The organism is Streptomyces viridosporus T7A, from assembly GCF_008704515.1.
In the GTDB taxonomy this organism is placed as follows: Bacteria; Actinomycetota; Actinomycetes; order Streptomycetales; family Streptomycetaceae; genus Streptomyces; species Streptomyces viridosporus.
In genome coordinates this window covers 574120-593717 of the sequence record NZ_CP023700.1, presented here as the reverse complement: position 1 = coordinate 593717, position 19598 = coordinate 574120, and the positions used below count along the sequence as shown (strand labels likewise).

The window sequence follows — 19598 nt, the reverse complement described above, 5'->3', positions numbered from 1 at the left end:
CTCGCCAGGCACCAGCCACCGGACACGCACACGTCAGCTGCGCCAGGACTTCCACAGCTCGGCATAGGCCCCGTCTCGGCCCACCAACTCCTCATGCGCTCCGGCCTCGACGATCCGGCCCTCCTCCAGGACCACCACCCGGTCGGCGTCGTGGGCGGTGTGCAGCCGGTGCGCGATGGAGATGACCGTACCGCTCAGCAGGTCGGCCAGCGCTCGCTCCAGGCTGCGGGCGGTGCGCGGATCGAGCAGCGCCGTCGCCTCGTCGAACACCACGACGGGCGGATCGCGCAGCACCAGCCGCGCCAGTGCCAGCTGCTGGGCCTGGGCCGGGGTGAGATCGACCGCGCCGGAGCCGACCTCATGGTCCAGGCCCAGTGCGGACGCCCACTCCCAGGCAGCAACGGCGCGCAGGGCCCGTTCCAGCTCCGATGAGTCCGCGTCGGGGCGGGCGATGAGCAGGTTGTCGGCCAGGCTGCCGCGGAAGACGTGGTACTCCTGCGTGACCAGGATGACGTCCCGGCGCAGTTCGGCCGGTGACAACCCGGTCAGCGGCATCCCGTCCAGGAAGACGGTCCCGTGGCTGGGCGCGTCGATTCCGGCGATCAGCCGGCCCAGGGTCGACTTGCCCGCCCCGGACGGTCCCACGATCGCCAGACGTTCCCCGGGGCGGACGTGCAGGTCGATGCCGCGCAGGATGTCCTGACCGTTGCGGTAGGAGAAGTGAACCTCACGCAGAGCGATGCCGCCCTCCGGTTCCGGCCTCGCCGAGGCGCCGGTGACGGCGCTGGGGGACGCGTCGGCGGCGACCGCCTGCACACCGAGCACCCGGGCCAGCGACGCGCCCCCGACCTGGAGTTCGTCCATCCAGAACAGCAAGGTGTCCACGGGCCCGATGACCTGCTGCACGTACAGGGTGGCGACGGTGACGGCGGCGAGCGTGACCAGCCCGTCGATGTACATCAGTCCGCCGATGACCAGGGTGGCGGCCACCGGCAGGATGTACCCGGTGTCGGCGATCGGCAGGTAGACGCTGCGCAGATGCAGTGTGTGCCGTTCGGCCGCGTACGACTCCGCGATGTCCGCGTCGGTTCGCTCGCGCCGCCGCCCCCGGAGTCGGAGCGCGTCCACCGTGCGGGCCCCCGCCACGGTCTCCGACAGGTGGTCGGTGAGCCGCGCGTACGAGGCGTTCGCCCGCAGATAGCCGGCTCGGGCCCGCCGCAGGTACCACCGGGTCGACAGCCACAGCACCGGTACGGCGACCAGGCAGGGCAGCACCAGCAGCGGGTCGGTCAGACAGACGGCCCCGATGGTCAGGACGACGGTGGTGCCCGCCACCAGGGTGTCGGGGACGGCGCGCTGCACGGTGAAGGCCAGGACGTCGATGTCCCGGGTGGTCCGGGTGACGAGCTCGCCCGTGCCGGCCCGTTCCACCGTGTGGGTCGGCAGGGCCAGGACCCGGTCGACGAACTCCTCGCGCAAATCGGCGAGCACGGTCTCGCCGAGCCGCAAGGAGGCCAGCCGGGCGAAGCGGGTCAGGACGGCCTGGAGGACGACCGCGGCGCAGATCGCAATGGCGACCGGGCCGACGGGGACGGTACCGCGCGCCGCGTTCTCCACGATCCGGCCGAGCAGTTGGGGCGCGACCAGTGCAGCGACGCAGGCCAACGCGTGCAACAGCAGCGACCGGGCCAGCGCCCCGCGGTGCCGCAGCACAGTGCGCCGGGCGTAGGCGCGTACCTCCCGCTGGGAGGCGACGGGCAGCCGCTCGGCGGGTGGGGCGGCGGCGGTGGTGCTCACGCCAGGACCTCCCGGGTGACGACGGCACGGTAGTCGGGGTTCGAGAGCAGACTCTGGTGTGTGCCCCCCGCCACGGCCTTGCCGTCCCGGACGAAGACGACGAGATCGGCGCGGTCGAGCAGGATGGGGCTGGTGGTGAACACCACCGTGGACCGTCCCGCTCGGTGCGGCCCGAGCCGCCGGGCCACCCGGCCCTCGGTGTGTGCGTCCAGGGCGTTCGTCGGCTCGAGGAGAACCAGCACCTCCGGATCGGCTACCAGGGCGCGGGCCAGGCGCAGCCGCTGTTGCTGTCCACCGGAGAACTCCCGTCCGCCGGTGATCTCCTGCTCCAGTCCCTCGGGCAGGGCTTCGACCACGTCCCGCGCGGAGGCCGTGTCCAGGGCCAGGAGCACGGCCTCCCGGTCGGGGGGCCCGGCCGGCGCGGAAGGATCGAGTTCGGTGCCGAGTCGGCCGGAGAACAGCATGGCGTCGTTGTCGACGACCAGGATGTGCCGACGTACGTCGTCGGTCCGGTAGGCGGAGAGGGGCGTTTCGCCGTAGCAGGCCGACGGGTCGGTATAGCGGCCGAGCCGGTCCGCCAGCGTCCGCGCGTCCCCGTCCGAAGCACAGACCACGCCGACCAGCCGCCCCGGCGGCACAGTCAGCCCGGAGTCCGGGTCGTACAGCGGTGCGCCCTCTGATGCCTCGGACAACCGTCCCGGACCGGCAGGGAGTTCGGTGCGGAGACCGAGGAAGTCCAGCACCCGCCGGGCCGCGACTGAGGCCCGGGTCAACTGGTCGAGCATCGTGGTGACCTGCCCCAGTTGTTCGGTGAGGAAGACGGCGTAGCCGTAGAAGGCGACGAGGAGCCCTGGTTCGAGCAGGCCGGAGCGCACCTGATGCGCGCCGAGCCAGACGATGGCGATCAGCAGCGCTCCCGGCAGCAGAACCCGCAGGAAGGCGATGTTGGCCACGGTGACCGCCACCCGCACTCCCTCGTCGCGCACGGCCCTCGAGACGTGGCGATAACGGCGACGGTAGACGTCCTCGCCGCCGATGCCCCGCAGCACGCGCAGCCCGTCGATGATGTCGACGGAGAGGTCGGTGAGCGCGCCCTGCTGCTCCCTCAACCGCTGTTGGCGGCCGTGCAGCAGCCGCAGCAGCCGGGCCACGGACGCCGCGATCAGCGGTACGCCGACCAGCACCACCAGCCCCAACTGCCAGGAGGTGACCAGCATGAACACGGCCGCGAAGAGGATCGAGGCGACTGCTCCGCCACCGCGCGCCGTGCTCTCCACGGCGGTGCCCAGGTGGCCGACGTCCATGGCACTGACACTCACCACCGAACCGGTGGAGGCGCGCCGGGGCAGCTCCGCACCGAGCTCGGCGGCCTGGCGTGCGAGGAGCTGGGTGGCCCGGTAGGTGGCGCCGAACCGGTTGTCCGTCGAGGCCCGGTCGCGCAGCATGCCGACGACGGCCTGAGTGACGCCCAGCAGCAGCACCACCCCACCCCACAGCAGCAGCGCCTCCCGGTCCCGGGGGATCAGTCCCCGGTCGATGCCGAGTCCGACGGCCACCGGCACCAGGGCCTGAGCCAGGGTGCACAGGACGCCGAACAGGGTTGCGAGGGCGAGGCTGCCGCGGTGCCGGGTGGCGAGCCAGATCAGGAATCGGACGGGGGAGGTGGTGACGGGGACACCGGGATCGGGGACCGGGAACCGGCTCATGGTTTGGTGCCGATGGTCAAGCCGTGCTCATAGGGGTAGCCGGTGAGGGTCCGTACGGAGCCGAAACCGGCCCGGCGTGCCCACTCCTCGTAGTCGCGGGCAGGGTAGGCCATCCCCTGGCCGCTGGCGAGCACGTTCAGATAGAGGGAGAGCCGGGCGGAGTACCAGCCTCGGGTCTCGTCGTCGGAGACGTTGTAACCGTAGATGAACACTCGCCCGCCGGACGGGAGCACGGAGTGGGCCTTCGCCAGTAGCTCCGTAATCTGCTCACCGGAGAAGATCTCCAGCACATGACTGAAGAGCACCGCGTCCACGCCGCTCGGGAAGGGGTCGACGAACAGGTCTCCGGGGTGCAGTCGTACCCGGTCGCCCACTTCCCGGGCGGAGTTGCGGGCCGCTAGCTCCGACACGGAGGGGATGTCGAAGACGGTCGAGCTCAGGTTCGGGTGACGGGTGGCCAGCCGGACGCTGGTGGTGCCGTCGCCGCCGCCCACATCGAGCAGATGGCGTACGGTCGCGAACTCCTCGCACTCGACCAACGCATCCAGACTCTTGAGGGTGAACGCGCTCATGCTTCGGTGGAAAACCGCCTCCAGGGCGGGATTGTGGGACAGCCGCTGGTAGAGCGTCGGCTCATCCCCCTCGTGCGCAGCCAGGGCAGTGTTCTTCCCGGCCCCAAGCGCCTCGCTCATGTGCGCGAAAGCGGGGTAGTAGATTTCCTTCCAGCCGGCGAGGATGTGGCGCCAGCTGTCAGGGCCGTCGGGGGCCAGGAACTCCTCGGCTACCCGCGCGTTGTGGTAGGTGCCGTCCTCGCGCCGCTCCAGCAAACCGGTGGTGCACACGGCGTGCAGCAGGACCCGTAGGGAGTGGGCGGGGACGCCGGTGAAGTTGCGCAACTCCTCGAAGGAGGCTCCGGGGTGGTCCGCCAGGAAGGCGAAGACATCCCACTCGAGCGCCGTGACCACAGCGTTGAAGAGGGCTGGCGCGTTCACCAGGAAGTGGAAGCGCTCGGCGATGGGATCGGGCTGGACGGACTGGGCGAGCGGCTGGGTGGCGTCAGCAGACGGATTCACTTCCGCACCTCTCGTCGACAGGTCGGGCGCGGCCGGACACCGGCTGTGACCGATTCCAAGATCACGATCGCGCAGCCGCATGTTTACACACCGCCTTGGCACCCGCAAGAACGACCGACATGATCCAGCCGCGCCCGCGCGGGTGTCGTTCGGGTACCTCAAATCCCTTTCCGGAAAACTTTGTTGGAGGCTGACCCATAAGGGCGATCGGCTGCTGGCCGATGTGGCCGGCCAAGCATTGAGTGACGAGGACGAGGAACGGATCGACGTCATCCATCGGTCAGTTGCTGGATGGCGTTGAGCACCCGGTCTGCTCCGTTCTCGGTCGCCAGATGCTGCGCCGCTCTTGCGGCGGCTCGACCGTGTGCCTGCTGCTTCACCACGCGGTCCAGTGAGTCGGCAAGCCGTTCGGCGGTGAGGGACCGGAAGGGGATCGGGTCGGTGGCGGCGCCGAGGGCGGCAAGTCGCCCCGCCCAGAACGGCTGGTCCGCGGTCACCGGTACGGTGACCGCGGGCACTCCAGCGCGCAACGCGGCGGCCGAGGTGCCGGCCCCGCCGTGGTGGACCACCGCAGCCAGCCGTGGAAACAGCAGGGCGTGCGGTACGTCCCCGCTGGTGAACACGTCGTCCCCGTCGGCGGCGAGCCCGGCGCTGCCGGCTTGGAGGATGCCGCGCAGCCCGGCGCGGCGCAGGGCTCGCACAGCGATCTCGCTCAGCCGTTCCCCGTCGCCGGACGCCATGCTCCCGAAACCGATGAGGACGGGCCGGGGCCCGGCACACAGGAAGTCCTCGAGATCAGTCGGCAGCCGTTCGGCCGCACCGTGATGGGGCCACCAGTTGCCCACCACCTCCAGGCCAGAGCGCCAGTCGGAGGGACGGGGCACCAGGGCCGTGCTGAAACCGTGCACGATGGGCCAGTTCGCCTGTTCCTGTCGTCGACGCATCTCGGAAGGTGAGAGCGGAGACAGCCGGAGGCGGTGGCGCAGCTTCGCGACCGCCTGTTCGTAGACGCGGTCGGCCATCCGCAGTGCGAAGCGTCCGGTTGCCCGGTTGGCGAGACGGCCCAGTGAGCGGGAACCTGTGACGACGGGCGGGAAGTCACCGGTCGGTGCGGTGGGCTGGAGGTACACGCCGAGGCTCGGTGTGCCCGTGGCCTCGGCGAGGTGCCAGCCGAGCGGGGCCGTGGTGGTCGACAGCAGGAGCAGGTCCGTTCCGTCGTCCATCGCGTCGGCGAAGCCCTGACCCAGTTCGGTAATGAACGCGGCGGCGGTGCGCATCAGTTCACGTGTGCCCGTGACGCCGCCACGCACCCGTGGGTCGGCGGGGAGACTGCGGAATTCCAGCCCTGCGTCGCGCACGAGGGGCGCGAAGGCGTCTGTGGTGGCGAGGGCGACGTCGTATCCGGCCCGGCGCAGTTCGGCGCCCAGGCCCGTGTAGGGCGCGACGTCACCGCGCGATCCGGCCGCGGCGATCAGGATCCTCATCGGCCCTCCTCGGAATCGGTACGGCCACCTGCGTGGCGGGCCGCGTTGGCGTGGACCGCCTTGCACGTATAGGCGGCCAGGCCCGGGCGTTGCTGCGAGGGCGGTACGACCAGAGCGAATGCGCGCGAGTCGGCGACGAAGTCGTCCGCGATGCGCCGGTGCATGTCGGGCGGGCAGGAAGTGAACCAGCGTGAGATGTGCAAGCGGTGTTCCTCTGCGAGGTCCATGGCCCGCTCGCCGTCGCTCGGCTCACCCTCGTCGAAGGCCGCGAGCAGCTCCGCGCGCCAGACGGCGGACTCGCCCATGAGTCGGCGCCAGTCCTCCTTGGTGTGGGCAGCCGCGCGCGCCATCGCCTCGCGCTGTCCCTCCGAGTGCGCCCACTTCAGCTCTGCCGCGGTGGCATAGCTCAGGTCGAAGGTGATCTCACCGAAGACTTCGAAGCGTTCCTGAGGAGTCAGGGACACCCCGGTCTTCTGGACCTCTATGGCCCGTTCCGCCACTTCGGCCAGCCGCTGCAGCCTGGCGATCTCCTCACTCAGCTGCCGCTGCCGGGACCGGAGGCGCTCCAGGGGGTTCGCCTGCGGATCCTTGAAGATCGCGGCGATCTCATCGAGGGAGAAGCCGAGTTCACGGTAGAAGAGGATCTGCTGGAGACGGACCAGGTCAGCCTCACTGTAGAGCCGGTAACCGGCGGGGCTGCGCTCACTGGGCGAGAGCAGCCCCGCCTTGTCGTAGTGGTGCAGCGTACGCACCGTCACGCCGGCGAAGGCCGAGACCTGTCCCACGGAGTAGCTCATCCACCTGCCCTTTCGTCGGCGCTCAGCATCAAGCCTGACGTAAGGGGAGGGTCAACTCGCGCTCGCTGGGTTTCGCAGGTGAGGACGGAGATCTCTCACCGGTCCGCGCGCCACCTCCAGCGGAACGGCGTGCGGACCGGCACACCGCGCGGCTGCTGCGGAGCACCGCGCTGCCGGTCGCCCGGGTGACCGAGGCGTCCGGCAGCGCCGGCCCCTTCCGCTTCAGCCATGCCTTCCGCCGGCGCTACGGGGCGCCTTCGCGGGACTGTGGAGCGGCAGAGCGGGTCACTTCTTGACCGCGACACCGCACACGGAGACGTCGGCCGTTTCCTCCTCGGCCCGGTCGGCGTCCGGGCGCCAGGTGGCCGTGGACACGACCCCCGGCTCCACCAGATCCAGACCGGCGAAGAAGGAGGCGATCTCCTGCGGCGAGCGCAGGTGGTAGGTGTTGGCCGACTGCCCGTTGTAGACCCCGACCGCGGTGTTGAGCGCCTCGTTGGTGTTCGTGCCGTCGCTCAGGGCCAGGTAGCTGCCCGAGGGCAGGGCCGACATCAGCGTGCTCACCAGGTCGGCGGGGCGCTCGGCGTCGGAGACCTGCCCCATGATGCCCAGCATGGTCAGGGCGACCGGGCGGCTGAGGTCCAGGGTCTTCGCGGCTTCGGCGAGGATCCGCTCCGGGTCCCTCACGTCGGCGTCGACGTAGGCGCAGGCGCCTTCGGCGCTGCTGGTGAGCAGGGCCTGCGCGTGCACCAGGACGAGGGGGTCGTTGTCGACGTACACGATGCGGCTCTCCGGCGCGATGCGCTGGGCCAGTTCGTGGGTGTTGTCGGCGGTGGGCAGTCCGGTGCCGATGTCGAGGAACTGGCGGACACCGGCCTCGCCCGCGAGGAAGCGTACGGCGCGCGCGAGGAACCTCCGCTGCAGCCGCGCGACGGCGGCGAACTCCGGAAAGGTCTTCAGGATGACCTCACCGGCCTCGCTGTCGACGGGGTAGTTGTCCTTGCCTCCCAGCAGGTAGTTCCAGACACGGGCGGAGTGCGGGCGATCGGTCTGCAGCCTGGCCCTGATTTCTTCACGCGGGTGAGTCATGGGGAAAGCTTCACACAGAGCTGTGCTTCCGTAGGTCAACTATCGCGATACCGGATCGACTTCGCCCGGGCCGAGGAACACCACCGAGGCCGGGACCGCACACCATTGCCCGGTTCCGCCGCGGGGCGCAGGGCCCCGGTCGGGCGCAAACGCGTCGGTTTCAGCCGGATACGGCCGTCCGGTCGAGGAACCGTCGCAGGCCGGTCCGTACGCCGTCCGTGGGGACGGTGGCGGCGAAGCACGCCGCCTCGACCGCCAGGCCCTCGTCGATCGGCAGGTTGATGCCGCGGGTGACCGCGCGCAGGCAGGCGGCTACGGCCGACGGTGCGTGCCGGGTGATCCGCGCGGCCAGGTCCCTTGCGGCGTCCAGGAGTTCGTCGGCCGGTACGACGGTGTTGACCAGGCCCAGCTCGGCGGCCCGGGCGGCCGGGATAGGGTCACCGGTCAGGATCATCTCCAAGCCGCGCTTGCGGCCGACGTGCCGCGGCAGGCGCTGAGAGCCGCCGAAAGGGGGCGGAAAGCCCAGGGAGATCTCGGGTTTGGCGAAGGTCGCGTGCTCGGCGGCGATCGCGAGCGGAGCGGCCTCGGTGATCTCACAGCCACCGCCGTAGGCAAGCCCGTTGACCGCGACAATCACCGGCTTGGAGAACTCCTCGATCCGCCGGGTCAGCGCGTGGCCCCGGCGGACGATCTCGCGCAGCGCGCGTTCGGGCCCGCCGGCGATGCTGGTCGCCAGTGAGGGTATGTCCGCGCCCGCACTGAAAGCCCTGTGCCCGGCGCCGGTCAGGATGACCGCTCGGACGCTGTCGTCGGAGTCGATGAGGTCGAGCTGCGCGAGCAGCACGTCGATCGTCGGGTAGTCCAGGGCGTTGAGCTTCTGCTCCCGGTCGATGGTGATCCTCACGACCTGGTCGTCCCGCTCGATGCGCACGGTCATGCCGGGTTACTCCGTTTCGCCTGGGTTCGGACGCACCGAGGCTACGAGCCGTGACCCAGGACGATCCATTAATTGTCATGGATACAATGGAGTTGTTCTCCCACACTCCTGCGCGACGGACAGCGGGTGCCGCATGCGACCGTCCTCCTACAAGGCCGTCGTCCACGAATTGGCTGCCGCCATCCGCTCCGGTGCGATCCAGGCCGGCACCCGGCTCCCCACGCACCGCGCTCTCGCGCGCGAGCGGCGGATCGCGCTGGCCACGGCCACTCGCGTCTACGCCGAACTCGCCGCCCTGGGCCTGGTCGTGGGAGAGCCGGGCCGGGGAACGTTCGTCCGAGTGCGGTCCGGCTACGACGGGCTCGAACCGTCACGTGCTCTGCCGGTGCCCAGGGTGGCGGACCTGTCGTTCAACCAGCCCCTGGCCCCCGGACAGGGCGACCGGCTGCGGCAGGCCCTGCGCACGATGGCGGCGTCGGGAGACGCCGAGGCGCTGTTGCGCCAGCACCCGCCGGGAGGGCACCGCCACGACCGGGCAGTCGTGGCCACCTACCTGCTGGGGCGGGGAATCGACACGGTGCCGTACAACGTCCTGCTGACGAGCGGGACCCAGCAGGCGCTCGACATCGTGCTGCACACCCTCGTCCGGCCCGGTGACGTCCTCGCCGTCGACGCGCTCAGCTATCCGGGCATCAAGCTCCTCGCCTCGGCGCACGACCTCGATCTCGCCCCCGTCCCGGTCACGACCACGGGCCCGGACCTCGACGCGCTCGATCAGCTGTGCCGCACCCGGCCCGTCCACGCGATCTACACGATCCCGACCGTGCACAACCCGCTCGGCTGGGTGCTCGACCGCGAGCAGCGCGACCGGCTGGTGGCCCTCGCCCGCTCACACAACTTCCTGATCATCGAGGACGGCACCTACGCCTTCCTCGAACCCTCACCGCCGCCACCGCTCCAGGCCCTCGCGCCCGAACGCACCTGCTACGTCGCCGGCCTGTCCAAGAACGTGGCACCCGGCCTGCGCTTCGGCTTCGCCGTCTTGCCCGATCACCATGTGGAGGCGGTCACGAGCGGTCTTCGCACCGCGGCCTGGGGAGCCCCGGGGATCGTCACCGCCCTCGCGACGGGCTGGATCACCGACGGAACGGTCACCCGTCTGGAGGAGGAACGCCGCCGGGACGCAGCCGCCCGGCAGGACATCGCCCGTGCCGCGCTCGTCGGCCTGGACATCACGGCACATCCGGTCTCCTACATCGTGTGGCTCGGCCTGGAGCCGCACCAGCGCCCCGATCACGTCGCGACCGTGCTCGCGGGAAAAGGGATCCTCGTGTCCACCGCGGACGCCTTCGCCACCGGCCCCCACCGTCCTCGAGCACTCCGGCTGGCATTGGCCACACCGCCCCGGGACGAGCTCGGGGCGGTGTTGCGCAGCCTGAAGGACGCGGTCGAGGCCATCCCCCCATGACACGGTCCGAGTGCCACAGCCCCTTGTCCGCATCACCGGAGGTGGGCACCTGCCTCGACGGCCCTCGACCGCGTGATGAGCTCGAACACGCGCCGCCCGGGGCGCTCGGGCGGCGCCCCGGCCTCTTCGTGCTCGGCCCGCGCAACCGCACGGCTGCCCAGGCCATACGCACCGTTTTCCCGCGTACAGAGGCCATCCAGGACGCCCATGTCCTCAGAACGGTCCCAGCAGTCGCTGCTGAACCCGGCAGGCCGCGGGAGCTCCGTGGGGCGGGGCCGTCCATGGCTGTCAGGCATGCGGCCGGGCGGGGCGCGGTGTCCGCCGTCCCGGCCTGAGCCGGACTGCCAAGGACTCCACCGTCATCCCCTCCGCAGCCCCAGGGAGCCGGGGTCCGTGCGGGAAGCCGGGGACCGTCCCGTACCATCGCTGCCGTACCGCACCGCATGGCGGCCTTCCGACAGTGCTCTCTCGACCGGAGGCTACCCATGCCCGAAGTACGCCCCTTCCACCGTGCCGACCGCGACCAGCTGACCGATCTGGTCAATGCGCACGTCGCCGCTGTCGTCCCCGGTGTCTCCGTCTCGGTGAACACCGTCCTGAGCGCGCTGGAACGGCAGCCGGACGAGTTCATCACCGACCCGTGGGTGAGCGAGCGGATCACCCTCGTCGCCGAACAGCGCCGGTATGTCGTCGCAGCGGCCCATCTGCTCCGCTACCGCGCCGATGCCGAGGTCGGCGAGAGCTACCGGAACGCGGGTGGGATCGACTGGTTCGTGCACCAGCCGCCGACGTCCCTCTTCCCCGACACCGAGCAGGCCGCTGACCAGCTCATGAGCGCCTGCCTGGCCCAGCTGGCCCGCTGGAACGTCCGTGCGCGCCACGCCGACGGTGCGCTGCCCGCCCCCGCCGTGTACGGGCTGCCGCACCCCTGGCCGCACGTCCGCGCCGTCTACGAACGCGCGGGCTTCGTCCACACCGGGGACACGGAAGTGCTGCTCCTGGCCCGTGTCGCCGACCTGCCCCCGGCCGAGCCCCGGCCCGGCGCCACGGTTGAGCGCACGCTGGGGGAGTACGGTACGCGCCTGACCGCGTACGTGGACGGGCGGTCCGTCGGGTTCGTCGAGGTCGACACGTCCCTGGCCCGCCCCGAGCGCCACGTGCGGGCCGCGGGTCTCGCCGACATGAGCAACCTGCACATCGCTGCGCCCCACCAGGACGAAGGCTGGGACCACCTCCTCGTGGCCCATGCCGCCGACTGGCTGCGCCTGTGCGGCGTGGACCGCCTCCTCGCCTACGAGTCGGCCGACGATCAGAGGGCGATCGGGCGCCTGCTCACCGTCGGCTTCCGGGAACTGACCCGCACGGACCGCGGCTGGGAGCACCGGCCCTGACGGACGGGCCGCCGGCCGTGCCCGGACGACGTCGCCGGTGCCGGGACCGTGGACGGTGCCCGGGCCGTGGGGGGAGGTGCACGGTGTGACGGCGCGACCGGAGGTGTTTCGCGATCAGGCGGGCGGCAGCGGGCCCAGGTCTCCGTCGACGACGGTGCGGACGATCGGTGGGCGGCCCCACAGGGCCAGGATTTCGTTGGAGAGGTCGACGAGCCGACCGTGGTCGCGCAGGCCGTGCGTGGTGATGCCGGCCGCTGCCAGGCTGCGGGGGACGGCCTTCGCGTCCAGCAGGGCCCGCCATTCCTCCGGACCGATCTCGAGGTACTCCAGCCCGGTGAGCCGGCCGATCTGCCGGGGGTCGGCGAGGGTGCCCGGGTAGGCGGTGAGGGTCCGCAGACGTGGTAGTCCGCCCACGGGGGTGAGATCGACCGGTGGGCCGTCCCACACCCCGATGCAGAGCACTTCCAGGTCCGGGTGCGCGGCGGCCTCGATGCTCCGCAGGTGTGCCGCGTTGACGTGGGCCACGGCCGGCCCCTCGCCCCGGCCACGGGACCGGCCCCGCTGTCGGCCCCGCGGCTCGATCCCCCGCACCAGGTCGGTGAGCGAGTCAGCGATCAACTCGGCGCCGATGAACGACTCGTGGTTCATCAGCACGATCTGTCCGGTGTGGCCGGCGGGCCCTGGGGTCAGGTCGACCGCGAGCCGGTCGCCACCGCCGTTGTCGCCGAACACGATCCAGCCGGGCGAGCCGACGAGGCCCTGGACGGCGGCGTCGGGCGGGGTGACGACCGCCTCGCAAGCAGCGAACCGCCAGGGAGCCGGCCGGGACGCGGCGTCAGCCACGTACAGGTGGTCCAGGGGGAAGAGCTCGCAGCCGACGGTGCCGTACACCGCATCCCCCGCCCGGGGATCTTGCTCCCAGTCCTCCCACCGGCCCCGCACGACCCGATAGAGGGTCTTCAGCTCGTCGGGGAGTGTCAGACCGAGACGTGCTTCGGCGGCGGCGATCTCCTCGTCGTCGGCTCCGACGGCGTCGGGCAGTCGCCCGCGCAACCGTCGCTCCAGCGCTGCTGGATCCGCCGACCGGGCCGGCCGCGCGGCGGGAGCGGGGTCGGGCAACCGCCGCCAGGGCTCGGGGAGGGCTCCCTCGACCAGCAGCAGCGTTCCGCCGTCCACGGGTCCGGACTCCACGGCGGGACTGGGGCCCATCACCCGCAACCGGGTTTTCCCCGAGGGGGCGACCCGGGCGGAGAACGTCACGGACTCCACGCCGGCCGCCACGAGGGCGTCTCGCACGCGCTCGACGGCCTTGTGCTCCGCGGCCGAAGCCCGTCCGCGCGGCCGGACCCCGGAGGACGACCTCCAGCCTTCCCGGCCCACAGCACCGGCCATGTGCACGGCCCCGTCTTCGCTCCTCGCCTCGATCCCGTCCGCCCACGCGCGCAACAACGGTGCCCATGTCTCGAAGGAGTTCAGGGCCGGCAAGGAGGGAGCGGAGATCGGCTCGTTCATGCGCCGACCCTAAACGGAAGCGCAGGAACGGGAGAACCTCGGCGTCGAACACCGCCGGCCCACCGCCATCGGGGCCGACGATCCCGGCTCCCGGCGCACGGCACCCCGCTCGCAAGCGTGTGCACGGAAGAAGGGGGAACGAGTCCTCCCACGACGCGTCGCCCGGTACGGCGCTCCCATCCCCTCAGGAGGCCCACATGATGGTTGTCGGCATCGTCGCCGTCTGCTTGGTCATCGCTGTCCTCGCCTTCTTCCTCCCACGGCTTTCGCGCCACCCCCAGAACGGGACGCAGCGCACACTCGGCGTCGGCTCCCGGGCCGGTTCCAAGGCGCCCGGCCCGCTCGGACGGCTGTTCAGCAAGCCCTTCCGGTCCAGTTCGCGCGCGGTCAGCCGGAGCGGCTCCGCAGGCCGACGGGCGCGGGGGAAGCTGCCGTTCTGACGCCCGGGCGTGCCCGCCGCCGCTGTGCCCGACGGCGGTGACGGCCGCCCGCCGGACCCGCCCCACTCGAGCCGGCGACCACGGACGACAATGGTCGCCGTGCCGTCTCTCCACACCAACCCGCTGTTCACCCGGCTCGCCGACTCCGACCGGATCCTGGTCGCGGGAGCCGGCGGCGGTTTCGACATCTACTCCGGACTGCCGCTGGCTCTCTGCCTCCTGCACCAGGGCAAGGACGTGTACTTCGCGAACCTGTCCTTCAGCGCGCTCGCCGGTCTCCCCGCCGACGACTGGGCCGCGGACGATCTGGCCGTCGTCGCTCCCGACACCGCTCCGCACCAGGACTACTTTCCCGAACGGACCCTCGCCCAGTGGCTGCACCGGCACGGCTACCCGTCCACCGTGTACGCCTTTCCGCAGACCGGTGTGCGCCCGCTGCGCGCTGCTTACCGAGCGTTGATCGAACGGCACGCCATCGACGCCGTGGTACTGGTCGACGGCGGCACGGACATCCTGCTGCGCGGTGACGAAGCCGGCCTCGGCACACCGGAGGAGGACCTCGCCGGCGTGGCCGCGCTCGCCGCGCTGGACGACGTACCGAATCGGCTCGTGGTGTCGATCGGGTTCGGTGTGGACGCCTACCACGGCGTCAACCACGTACAAGTACTGGAGAACATCGCCGCCCTGGAGCGCGACGGCGCCTACCTCGGGGCGTTCTCCCTGCCGCGCGCGACCCGTGAAGGCGCGCTGTACCTGGACGCGGTGGCGCACGCCCAGCAGCACACCCCCGACCACCCCAGCATCGTGAACGGTTCCATCGCGGCGGCCGTGCAAGGCTCCTTCGGCGACGTCCGGTTCACCGACCGCACCCGGGACAGCGAGTTGTTCGTCAACCCGCTGATGTCGCTGTACTTCGCGTTCGACCTGCCGGGCCTGGCGTCCCGCTGCCTGTACCTCGACCGCATCGAGGAAACCTACCTGATGCGCCAAGTGCACTCCCGCATCGCGGAGTTCCGTGAAACGACGGTGACCCGTCCGCCCCGCAGCTTCCCTCACTGACGGACCGTTCCGGGGCGTGGTGGTGCAGGCTGCACCACCGACCGGCGTGCTGGCCCCCTCGTGCCGCACCGGGCTTCTTCCTACGGTGGCGGGCACAGGGGATTCACCCCTGTGCCCCCACTCCGAGGAGCCGGACGACCATGGCAGCAACGACCAGGACCCGCCCCCGAAACCCGCTCGGCCACCGCGTCGTGACCACCACCCTGGTCACCGCGCTCGCCGGCCTCGGCCTGATGACCCCGGCGGCCGGCGCCACCGAGACAGTCCGGGACCCCCTACGGCAGCAGGCGGACGCGATACAGCGGACGGGCACCGTGGGCGTGGTCGCCCGGTCCGCCGGCCCGCACGGTTCCCGCTACGCCACCGCCGGCGTCGCCGACCAGCGGACGGGGCGCGCCGTGCACCCCCGCGACAAGTTCCGCATCGCCAGTGCCACCAAGACCTTCGTGTCCACAGTCGTGCTGCAACTGGTCGGCGAGGGGCGCCTCTCCCTCGACGACACCGTCGAGGCCCTGCTGCCGGGAGTGGTGACCGGCAACGGCAACGACGGCAGCAGGATCACCGTCCGGCAGTTGCTGAACCACACCAGCGGCCTGTTCAACTACACCGCCGACTTTCCCGCGTTCACCGACGCCGCGGCCTTCCGGGCGGGGCGCTTCGACACCTGGACGGACTCCCGGCTCGTGGCCATCGCCATGCGGCACGCGCCGAACTTCGAACCCGGCACCCGGTGGGAGTACTCCAACACCAACTACACCCTCGCCGGAATGATCATCGAGAAGACGACCGGGCACAGTTGGCAGCGCGAGGTGACACGGCGCATCATCCGCCCACTGGACCTGCGCGACACCTCCGCCCCCGTCACCCACCCGGCCATCCCAGGGCGTCACTTGAGGGGATACTCCGCCTTCGGCGGGGACCGGCCGATCGACGTCACGCTCCTCAACCCGAGCGGTGCCGGTGCCGCCGGCGGCATGATCAGCACCACCGCCGACCTGACCAGGTTCTACTCGGCACTGATGCGGGGCAGGCTGCTCGCGCCCGCCGAACTGACCGAGATGAAGACAACGGTACGGGCCGAGGAACTGGACGTGGTCTGGCCCGGCGCGCGTTACGGACTCGGTCTGATGCGGGTCGACCTCACCTGCGGCGGGAGCTACTACAGCCATGCCGGGGACATCCCCGGCTACATGACCCGCAACGGGTTCAGCGAGGACGGCCGCCACGCGGTCGTCGTGGGGGTGACCGGCGACGGCTCCGCCCCCGACCTCGCCACCATGGAGGTCACCAACACCCTGATCGACGAGCAACTGTGCGCCGCCAAGCCCCGATAGCGCCCCCCTGTCCGGCTGAGTGTGACTGAGCACGTTCCTGATCGCCACCCCACCCGTTCGTGATCACGTACGACGGCTGCTGCGTCGGTAACGATTGCACAACTTGCGAAAACTGTTGGTTGCCTCTTGTTCATTTAGAGCGGTACATCTTGCTCCTGCTTCGCGGATGGCCCATTAGTTTGCGCAAACTATCAGTAGCTGGATCACTGACGACAGATCAGGGAGTTTCCACGATGACGAGGAAAACCCGCAGCGCGACGGCTGCCGCGATCGGCTTGTGCATCGCGCTCGCCGCCGCCGGCTGCGCCGGCGGCGGCGACGGCAGCGGTTCGTCCGATGGCCAGGGCACGGTGACCCTCTGGACGAACGCGATGGAAGGGCGCGGTGCGCAGTACTGGAAGGACGCCGCGAAGGCGTACCAAGCGCTGCACCCGGACGTCACGATCAAGATCCAGTCGGTCCAGAACGAGGACCTCGACGGCAAGCTGCAGAACGCGCTCAACTCGAACTCCGCACCCGACATCTTCCTGCAGCGCGGTGGCGGCAAGATGCAGGCCATGGTCGACGCCGGCCAGATCCAGGCACTGGAACTGACCGACACCGACAGGGCGAACGTGGGCGAGGCGGCCCTCGAGGGCGTCTCGATCGACGGCAAGGTCTACGCGATGCCGCTCGACACGCAACCCGAGGGCATCTACTACAGCAAGGACCTGTTCGAGAAGGCCGGGATCACCTCGCCGCCGACCACGATGGACGAGCTCAAGGACGCCGTCGCGAAGCTGAAGGCGATCAAGGTCGCGCCGATCGCGGTCGGCGCCAAGGACGCCTGGCCGGCCGCGCACTGGTACTACAACTTCGCCCTGCGCGAGTGCAGCCAGGAAACCATGCAGGAGGCCGCCAAGTCGCTCACGTTCGACGACCCGTGCTGGACCGAGGCCGGCGAAGACCTCGCCGAACTCCTGGAGACCGAACCCTTCCAGAAGGGTTTCCTGACGGCGACGTCGCAGCAGGGCGCCGGGTCCTCGGCGGGCATGATCGCCAACCACAAGGCGGCCATGGAACTCATGGGCAACTGGAATCCCGGTGTGATCGCCGATCTGACCCCGGACAAGAAGCCGCTGCCCGACCTGGGCTGGTTCCCCTTCCCCGCCGTGCCCGGCGGCAAGGGTGACCCGACCGCCATCATGGGCGGCGCCGGCGGATACTCGCTCTCCGAGAACGCACCGAAGGAGGCCCTGGGCTTCCTCCGGTTCGTCGTGGCCAAGGAACAGCAGGAGGCCTACGCCGACGCCTTCGACACCATCCCGGTGAACAAGGAAGCCCAGGGGGTCGTCACCGAGCCCTACAACATCTCGGCACTGCAGGCCTTCAACAAGGCCGCCTACTCGATGCAGTTCCTCGACACCGTGTACGGCCAGAACGTCGGCAACGCCATGAACGTCGCCGTCGTGAACCTGATGGCCGGCAAGGGCTCCGCCGCCGACATCGTCAAGGACGTCAAAGCTGCCGCCGAGAAGGGCTGAGTAAGCAGACATGAGCGACACCCTGGGCACTGACACGGCCGACGGCCGCCAGTCGCAGGGCACGCCCGGAGCCGGGGACGCGGCCACGTCCGTGCCCCCGGCTCCGCCACGAGCGGAGGCGCACCGCCGAGGCCGTGCCAGGATGCGACTGGAGATCGCGGTCCTGTCCGCACCGGCGATCATCACGTTCCTGGCGTTCGTGATCTTCCCGGTCGCGCTCGCCGCGTACTACGGCTTCTACCAGTGGAAAGGCTACGGAGAGCCCACCGACTGGGTCGGCCTGGACAACTACAAGCTGATCCTCACCGACCCCGCGTTCCACGACGTCCTGTGGCACAACGGCCTGATCCTGGTGCTCTCCCTGGTCATCCAGGGTCCGCTGGCGATCGTCCTCGCGCTCCTGCTCAACCAGAAGATCCGCGGCCGCTCGACCATCCGCGTCCTGATCTTCGTGCCCTACATCATCTCCGAGGTCATCGTCGGCACCGGCTGGAGCCTGATGCTCCAGAGCAACGGAGCCGTCAACGACCTGCTGCACCGGATCGGCCTGGGCTCCCTGGGAGCCGACTGGATCGCCGACCCGGACCTGGCCATCTGGACGCTGACGGCCATCATCACGTGGAAGTACATCGGCTTCGCGGTGATCCTGATGCTCGCCGGCCTGCAGTCGATCCCCGACGAGATCTTCGAGGCCGCGCAGATCGACGGCGCCTCCTACTGGCAGATCCAGCGCCGCATCACGCTGCCGCTGCTGGGACCGACGATCCGCATCTGGGCCTTCCTGTCGATCATCGGCTCGCTGCAGTTGTTCGACCTCGTCTACATCATCTGGGGCCAGTACGTCTCGGGCACCGCGGGCACCTCGACCATGGCGATCTACATGCTCGCCCAGGGCCGCAACGCGGGCAACTACGGCTACGGCAGCGCCGTCGCGGTCGTGATGTTCGTGATCTCGCTCATCGTCGCGCTGATCTACCAGCGCTTCGTCCTGCGCCGCGACCTCAGGGGCGCCGTCACCGAAGGGACCGTGTGATGAGCGCGACGACCACCACCTCCCGGATGCCCCCCGCGCCGGAGCCGAAGGCACCCACCGGCCGCCGCGACAAACCACAGAAGTGGGGCAGCCCCGTCACCTACTTCATCGCGCTGCTCTTCGTCGGCGTCTGCATCGCACCGGTGCTCTACATCGTGCTCGGCGGATTCCGCACCAACTCGCAGATCACCACGGAACCGGCCGCCCTGCCGCGCCCCTGGGTGGTCGGCAACTACGTCGACATCCTGAAGTCGACGGTGTTCTGGGGCGAGTTCGCCAACTCCCTCATCGTCGCGATCACCAGCACCGCCGGCATCGTCGCCCTCGGTCTGATGGTGAGCTTCGTGATCGCACGCTACGACTTCAGACTCAAGGGCGCGATGTACTCCCTGTTCGCCGCGGGCCTGATGTTCCCGATGGTCATCGCGATCACTCCGCTGTACCTCGTCATCAAGGACCTCGGCCTCGTCGACAACCTGCTCGGCGTGATCATCCCGCAGATCGCCTTCGGTCTGCCGACGACCGTCATCATCCTCGTGCCGTTCCTCAGAGCCATTCCGAACGAGATCGAGGAGGCCGCCGCGATCGACGGCATGAGCCGACTCGGATTCTTCTTCCGCATGGTGGTCCCGCTGTCGCTGCCCGGTGTGGTCACCGTCGGCATCCTCGGATTCGTCGGCAGTTGGAACAACTACCTCCTGCCCCTGTACGTCCTCAACTCGCAGGCGAACTACACCCTGCCGCTCGGCGTCCAGGTGTTCTCCTCGCAGTACTCCACGGACACCGCGAAGGTCCTCGCCTTCACCTCACTCGCCATGCTGCCCGCACTGATCTTCTTCTCGATCTTCGAAAAACGCATCGTCGGCGGCCTCACCGGCGCCGTGAAGGGCTGACACCGGTACCAGGATCTGAACCGGACCGTCCCACGCCCGCCCCTGCCGTGCCCTTCGGCAGG

16 protein-coding genes are annotated in these 19598 nt (G+C 70.2%); 8 read left to right on the top strand and 8 right to left on the bottom strand.

Translation table 11 applies throughout. The annotated features are described in order from the left end of the window. Positions 1 to 33: 33 nt before the first annotated feature. The 7 genes from CP969_RS02970 to CP969_RS02940 form a co-directional block, all read right to left on the bottom strand. On the bottom strand, positions 34 to 1797 hold the full coding sequence (locus CP969_RS02970; protein WP_004993006.1) for an ABC transporter ATP-binding protein: 1764 nt from the start codon (positions 1795 to 1797) through the stop codon (positions 34 to 36). After that, the gene (locus CP969_RS02965) at positions 1794 to 3503 is read right to left on the bottom strand and encodes an ABC transporter ATP-binding protein (protein ID WP_016827979.1); all 1710 of its coding nucleotides are present in this window, start codon (positions 3501 to 3503) and stop codon (positions 1794 to 1796) included. Before CP969_RS02965 ends, CP969_RS02970 begins: the two co-directional genes overlap by 4 nt. After that, positions 3500 to 4576 carry a methyltransferase gene (locus tag CP969_RS02960; RefSeq protein WP_016827980.1) on the bottom strand — a complete coding sequence of 359 codons (1077 nt, stop codon included), beginning with the start codon at positions 4574 to 4576 and terminating at the stop codon, positions 3500 to 3502. Before CP969_RS02960 ends, CP969_RS02965 begins: the two co-directional genes overlap by 4 nt. A 269-nt stretch (positions 4577 to 4845) precedes the next feature. Beyond that, positions 4846 to 6060: a glycosyltransferase gene (locus CP969_RS02955; protein ID WP_016827981.1), complete on the bottom strand. Its 1215-nt coding sequence runs from the start codon at positions 6058 to 6060 to the stop codon at positions 4846 to 4848. Next, on the bottom strand, positions 6057 to 6857 hold the full coding sequence (locus CP969_RS02950; RefSeq protein WP_016827982.1) for a MerR family transcriptional regulator: 801 nt from the start codon (positions 6855 to 6857) through the stop codon (positions 6057 to 6059). The genes CP969_RS02955 and CP969_RS02950 overlap by 4 nt, the downstream gene beginning before the upstream one ends. A gap of 285 nt (positions 6858 to 7142) precedes the next feature. Then, positions 7143 to 7946, bottom strand: coding sequence for an SAM-dependent methyltransferase (locus tag CP969_RS02945; protein ID WP_004993017.1), 804 nt, complete (start codon positions 7944 to 7946; stop codon positions 7143 to 7145). Between the two features lie 160 nt (positions 7947 to 8106). Then, complete coding sequence (locus CP969_RS02940) at positions 8107 to 8883, bottom strand: enoyl-CoA hydratase-related protein (RefSeq protein WP_016827983.1); 777 nt, start codon at positions 8881 to 8883, stop codon at positions 8107 to 8109. Positions 8884 to 9016: 133 nt separating this feature from the next. On the opposite strand from CP969_RS02940, the gene CP969_RS02935 reads away from it, so the two are divergent. Beyond that, a complete protein-coding gene (locus CP969_RS02935) occupies positions 9017 to 10351 on the top strand; it encodes an aminotransferase-like domain-containing protein (protein WP_016827984.1) in 1335 nt (444 codons plus the stop codon). A 485-nt stretch (positions 10352 to 10836) separates the two neighbouring features. Beyond that, on the top strand, positions 10837 to 11742 hold the full coding sequence (locus CP969_RS02930) for a hypothetical protein (RefSeq protein WP_016827986.1): 906 nt from the start codon (positions 10837 to 10839) through the stop codon (positions 11740 to 11742). Between the two features lie 114 nt (positions 11743 to 11856). On the opposite strand, the gene CP969_RS02925 is transcribed toward CP969_RS02930, so the two are convergent. Then, positions 11857 to 13254 carry an SMI1/KNR4 family protein gene (locus CP969_RS02925; RefSeq protein WP_004993024.1) on the bottom strand — a complete coding sequence of 466 codons (1398 nt, stop codon included), beginning with the start codon at positions 13252 to 13254 and terminating at the stop codon, positions 11857 to 11859. 197 nt (positions 13255 to 13451) lie between these two features. Between CP969_RS02925 and CP969_RS02920 the strand changes: the two genes are divergently transcribed. The 6 genes from CP969_RS02920 (at position 13452) to CP969_RS02895 (ending at position 19536) form a co-directional block, all read left to right on the top strand. Then, positions 13452 to 13694, top strand: coding sequence for a DUF6411 family protein (locus CP969_RS02920; protein WP_004993025.1), 243 nt, complete (start codon positions 13452 to 13454; stop codon positions 13692 to 13694). Positions 13695 to 13793: 99 nt separating this feature from the next. Next, on the top strand, positions 13794 to 14753 hold the full coding sequence (locus CP969_RS02915) for a DUF1152 domain-containing protein (RefSeq protein ID WP_004993026.1): 960 nt from the start codon (positions 13794 to 13796) through the stop codon (positions 14751 to 14753). 140 nt (positions 14754 to 14893) lie between these two features. Then, positions 14894 to 16087, top strand: a complete 1194-nt coding sequence (locus CP969_RS02910) for a serine hydrolase domain-containing protein (protein ID WP_039831342.1) — start codon at positions 14894 to 14896, stop codon at positions 16085 to 16087. A gap of 233 nt (positions 16088 to 16320) precedes the next feature. Continuing rightward, entirely contained in the window at positions 16321 to 17610 is a 1290-nt protein-coding gene (locus CP969_RS02905) for an ABC transporter substrate-binding protein (RefSeq protein ID WP_004993032.1), read from the top strand. 10 nt (positions 17611 to 17620) lie between these two features. Then, entirely contained in the window at positions 17621 to 18643 is a 1023-nt protein-coding gene (locus CP969_RS02900) for a carbohydrate ABC transporter permease (protein WP_004993034.1), read from the top strand. Continuing rightward, on the top strand, positions 18643 to 19536 hold the full coding sequence (locus CP969_RS02895) for a carbohydrate ABC transporter permease (RefSeq protein WP_016827993.1): 894 nt from the start codon (positions 18643 to 18645) through the stop codon (positions 19534 to 19536). Before CP969_RS02900 ends, CP969_RS02895 begins: the two co-directional genes overlap by 1 nt. Positions 19537 to 19598: the final 62 nt, after the last annotated feature.

What these genes read in the sequence shown, in the direction of transcription:
- CP969_RS02965 (WP_016827979.1), bottom strand. Translation starts at nt 3,503, where the DNA reads ATGAGCCGGTTCCCGGTCCCCGATCCCGGTGTCCCCGTCACCACCTCC.
- CP969_RS02955 (WP_016827981.1), bottom strand. Translation starts at nt 6,060, where the DNA reads ATGAGGATCCTGATCGCCGCGGCCGGATCGCGCGGTGACGTCGCGCCC.
- CP969_RS02950 (WP_016827982.1), bottom strand. Translation starts at nt 6,857, where the DNA reads ATGAGCTACTCCGTGGGACAGGTCTCGGCCTTCGCCGGCGTGACGGTG.
- CP969_RS02945 (WP_004993017.1), bottom strand. Translation starts at nt 7,946, where the DNA reads ATGACTCACCCGCGTGAAGAAATCAGGGCCAGGCTGCAGACCGATCGC.
- CP969_RS02940 (WP_016827983.1), bottom strand. Translation starts at nt 8,883, where the DNA reads ATGACCGTGCGCATCGAGCGGGACGACCAGGTCGTGAGGATCACCATC.
- CP969_RS02935 (WP_016827984.1), top strand. Translation starts at nt 9,017, where the DNA reads ATGCGACCGTCCTCCTACAAGGCCGTCGTCCACGAATTGGCTGCCGCC.
- CP969_RS02930 (WP_016827986.1), top strand. Translation starts at nt 10,837, where the DNA reads ATGCCCGAAGTACGCCCCTTCCACCGTGCCGACCGCGACCAGCTGACC.
- CP969_RS02925 (WP_004993024.1), bottom strand. Translation starts at nt 13,254, where the DNA reads ATGAACGAGCCGATCTCCGCTCCCTCCTTGCCGGCCCTGAACTCCTTC.
- CP969_RS02920 (WP_004993025.1), top strand. Translation starts at nt 13,452, where the DNA reads ATGATGGTTGTCGGCATCGTCGCCGTCTGCTTGGTCATCGCTGTCCTC.
- CP969_RS02910 (WP_039831342.1), top strand. Translation starts at nt 14,894, where the DNA reads ATGGCAGCAACGACCAGGACCCGCCCCCGAAACCCGCTCGGCCACCGC.
- CP969_RS02905 (WP_004993032.1), top strand. Translation starts at nt 16,321, where the DNA reads ATGACGAGGAAAACCCGCAGCGCGACGGCTGCCGCGATCGGCTTGTGC.
- CP969_RS02900 (WP_004993034.1), top strand. Translation starts at nt 17,621, where the DNA reads ATGAGCGACACCCTGGGCACTGACACGGCCGACGGCCGCCAGTCGCAG.
- CP969_RS02895 (WP_016827993.1), top strand. Translation starts at nt 18,643, where the DNA reads ATGAGCGCGACGACCACCACCTCCCGGATGCCCCCCGCGCCGGAGCCG.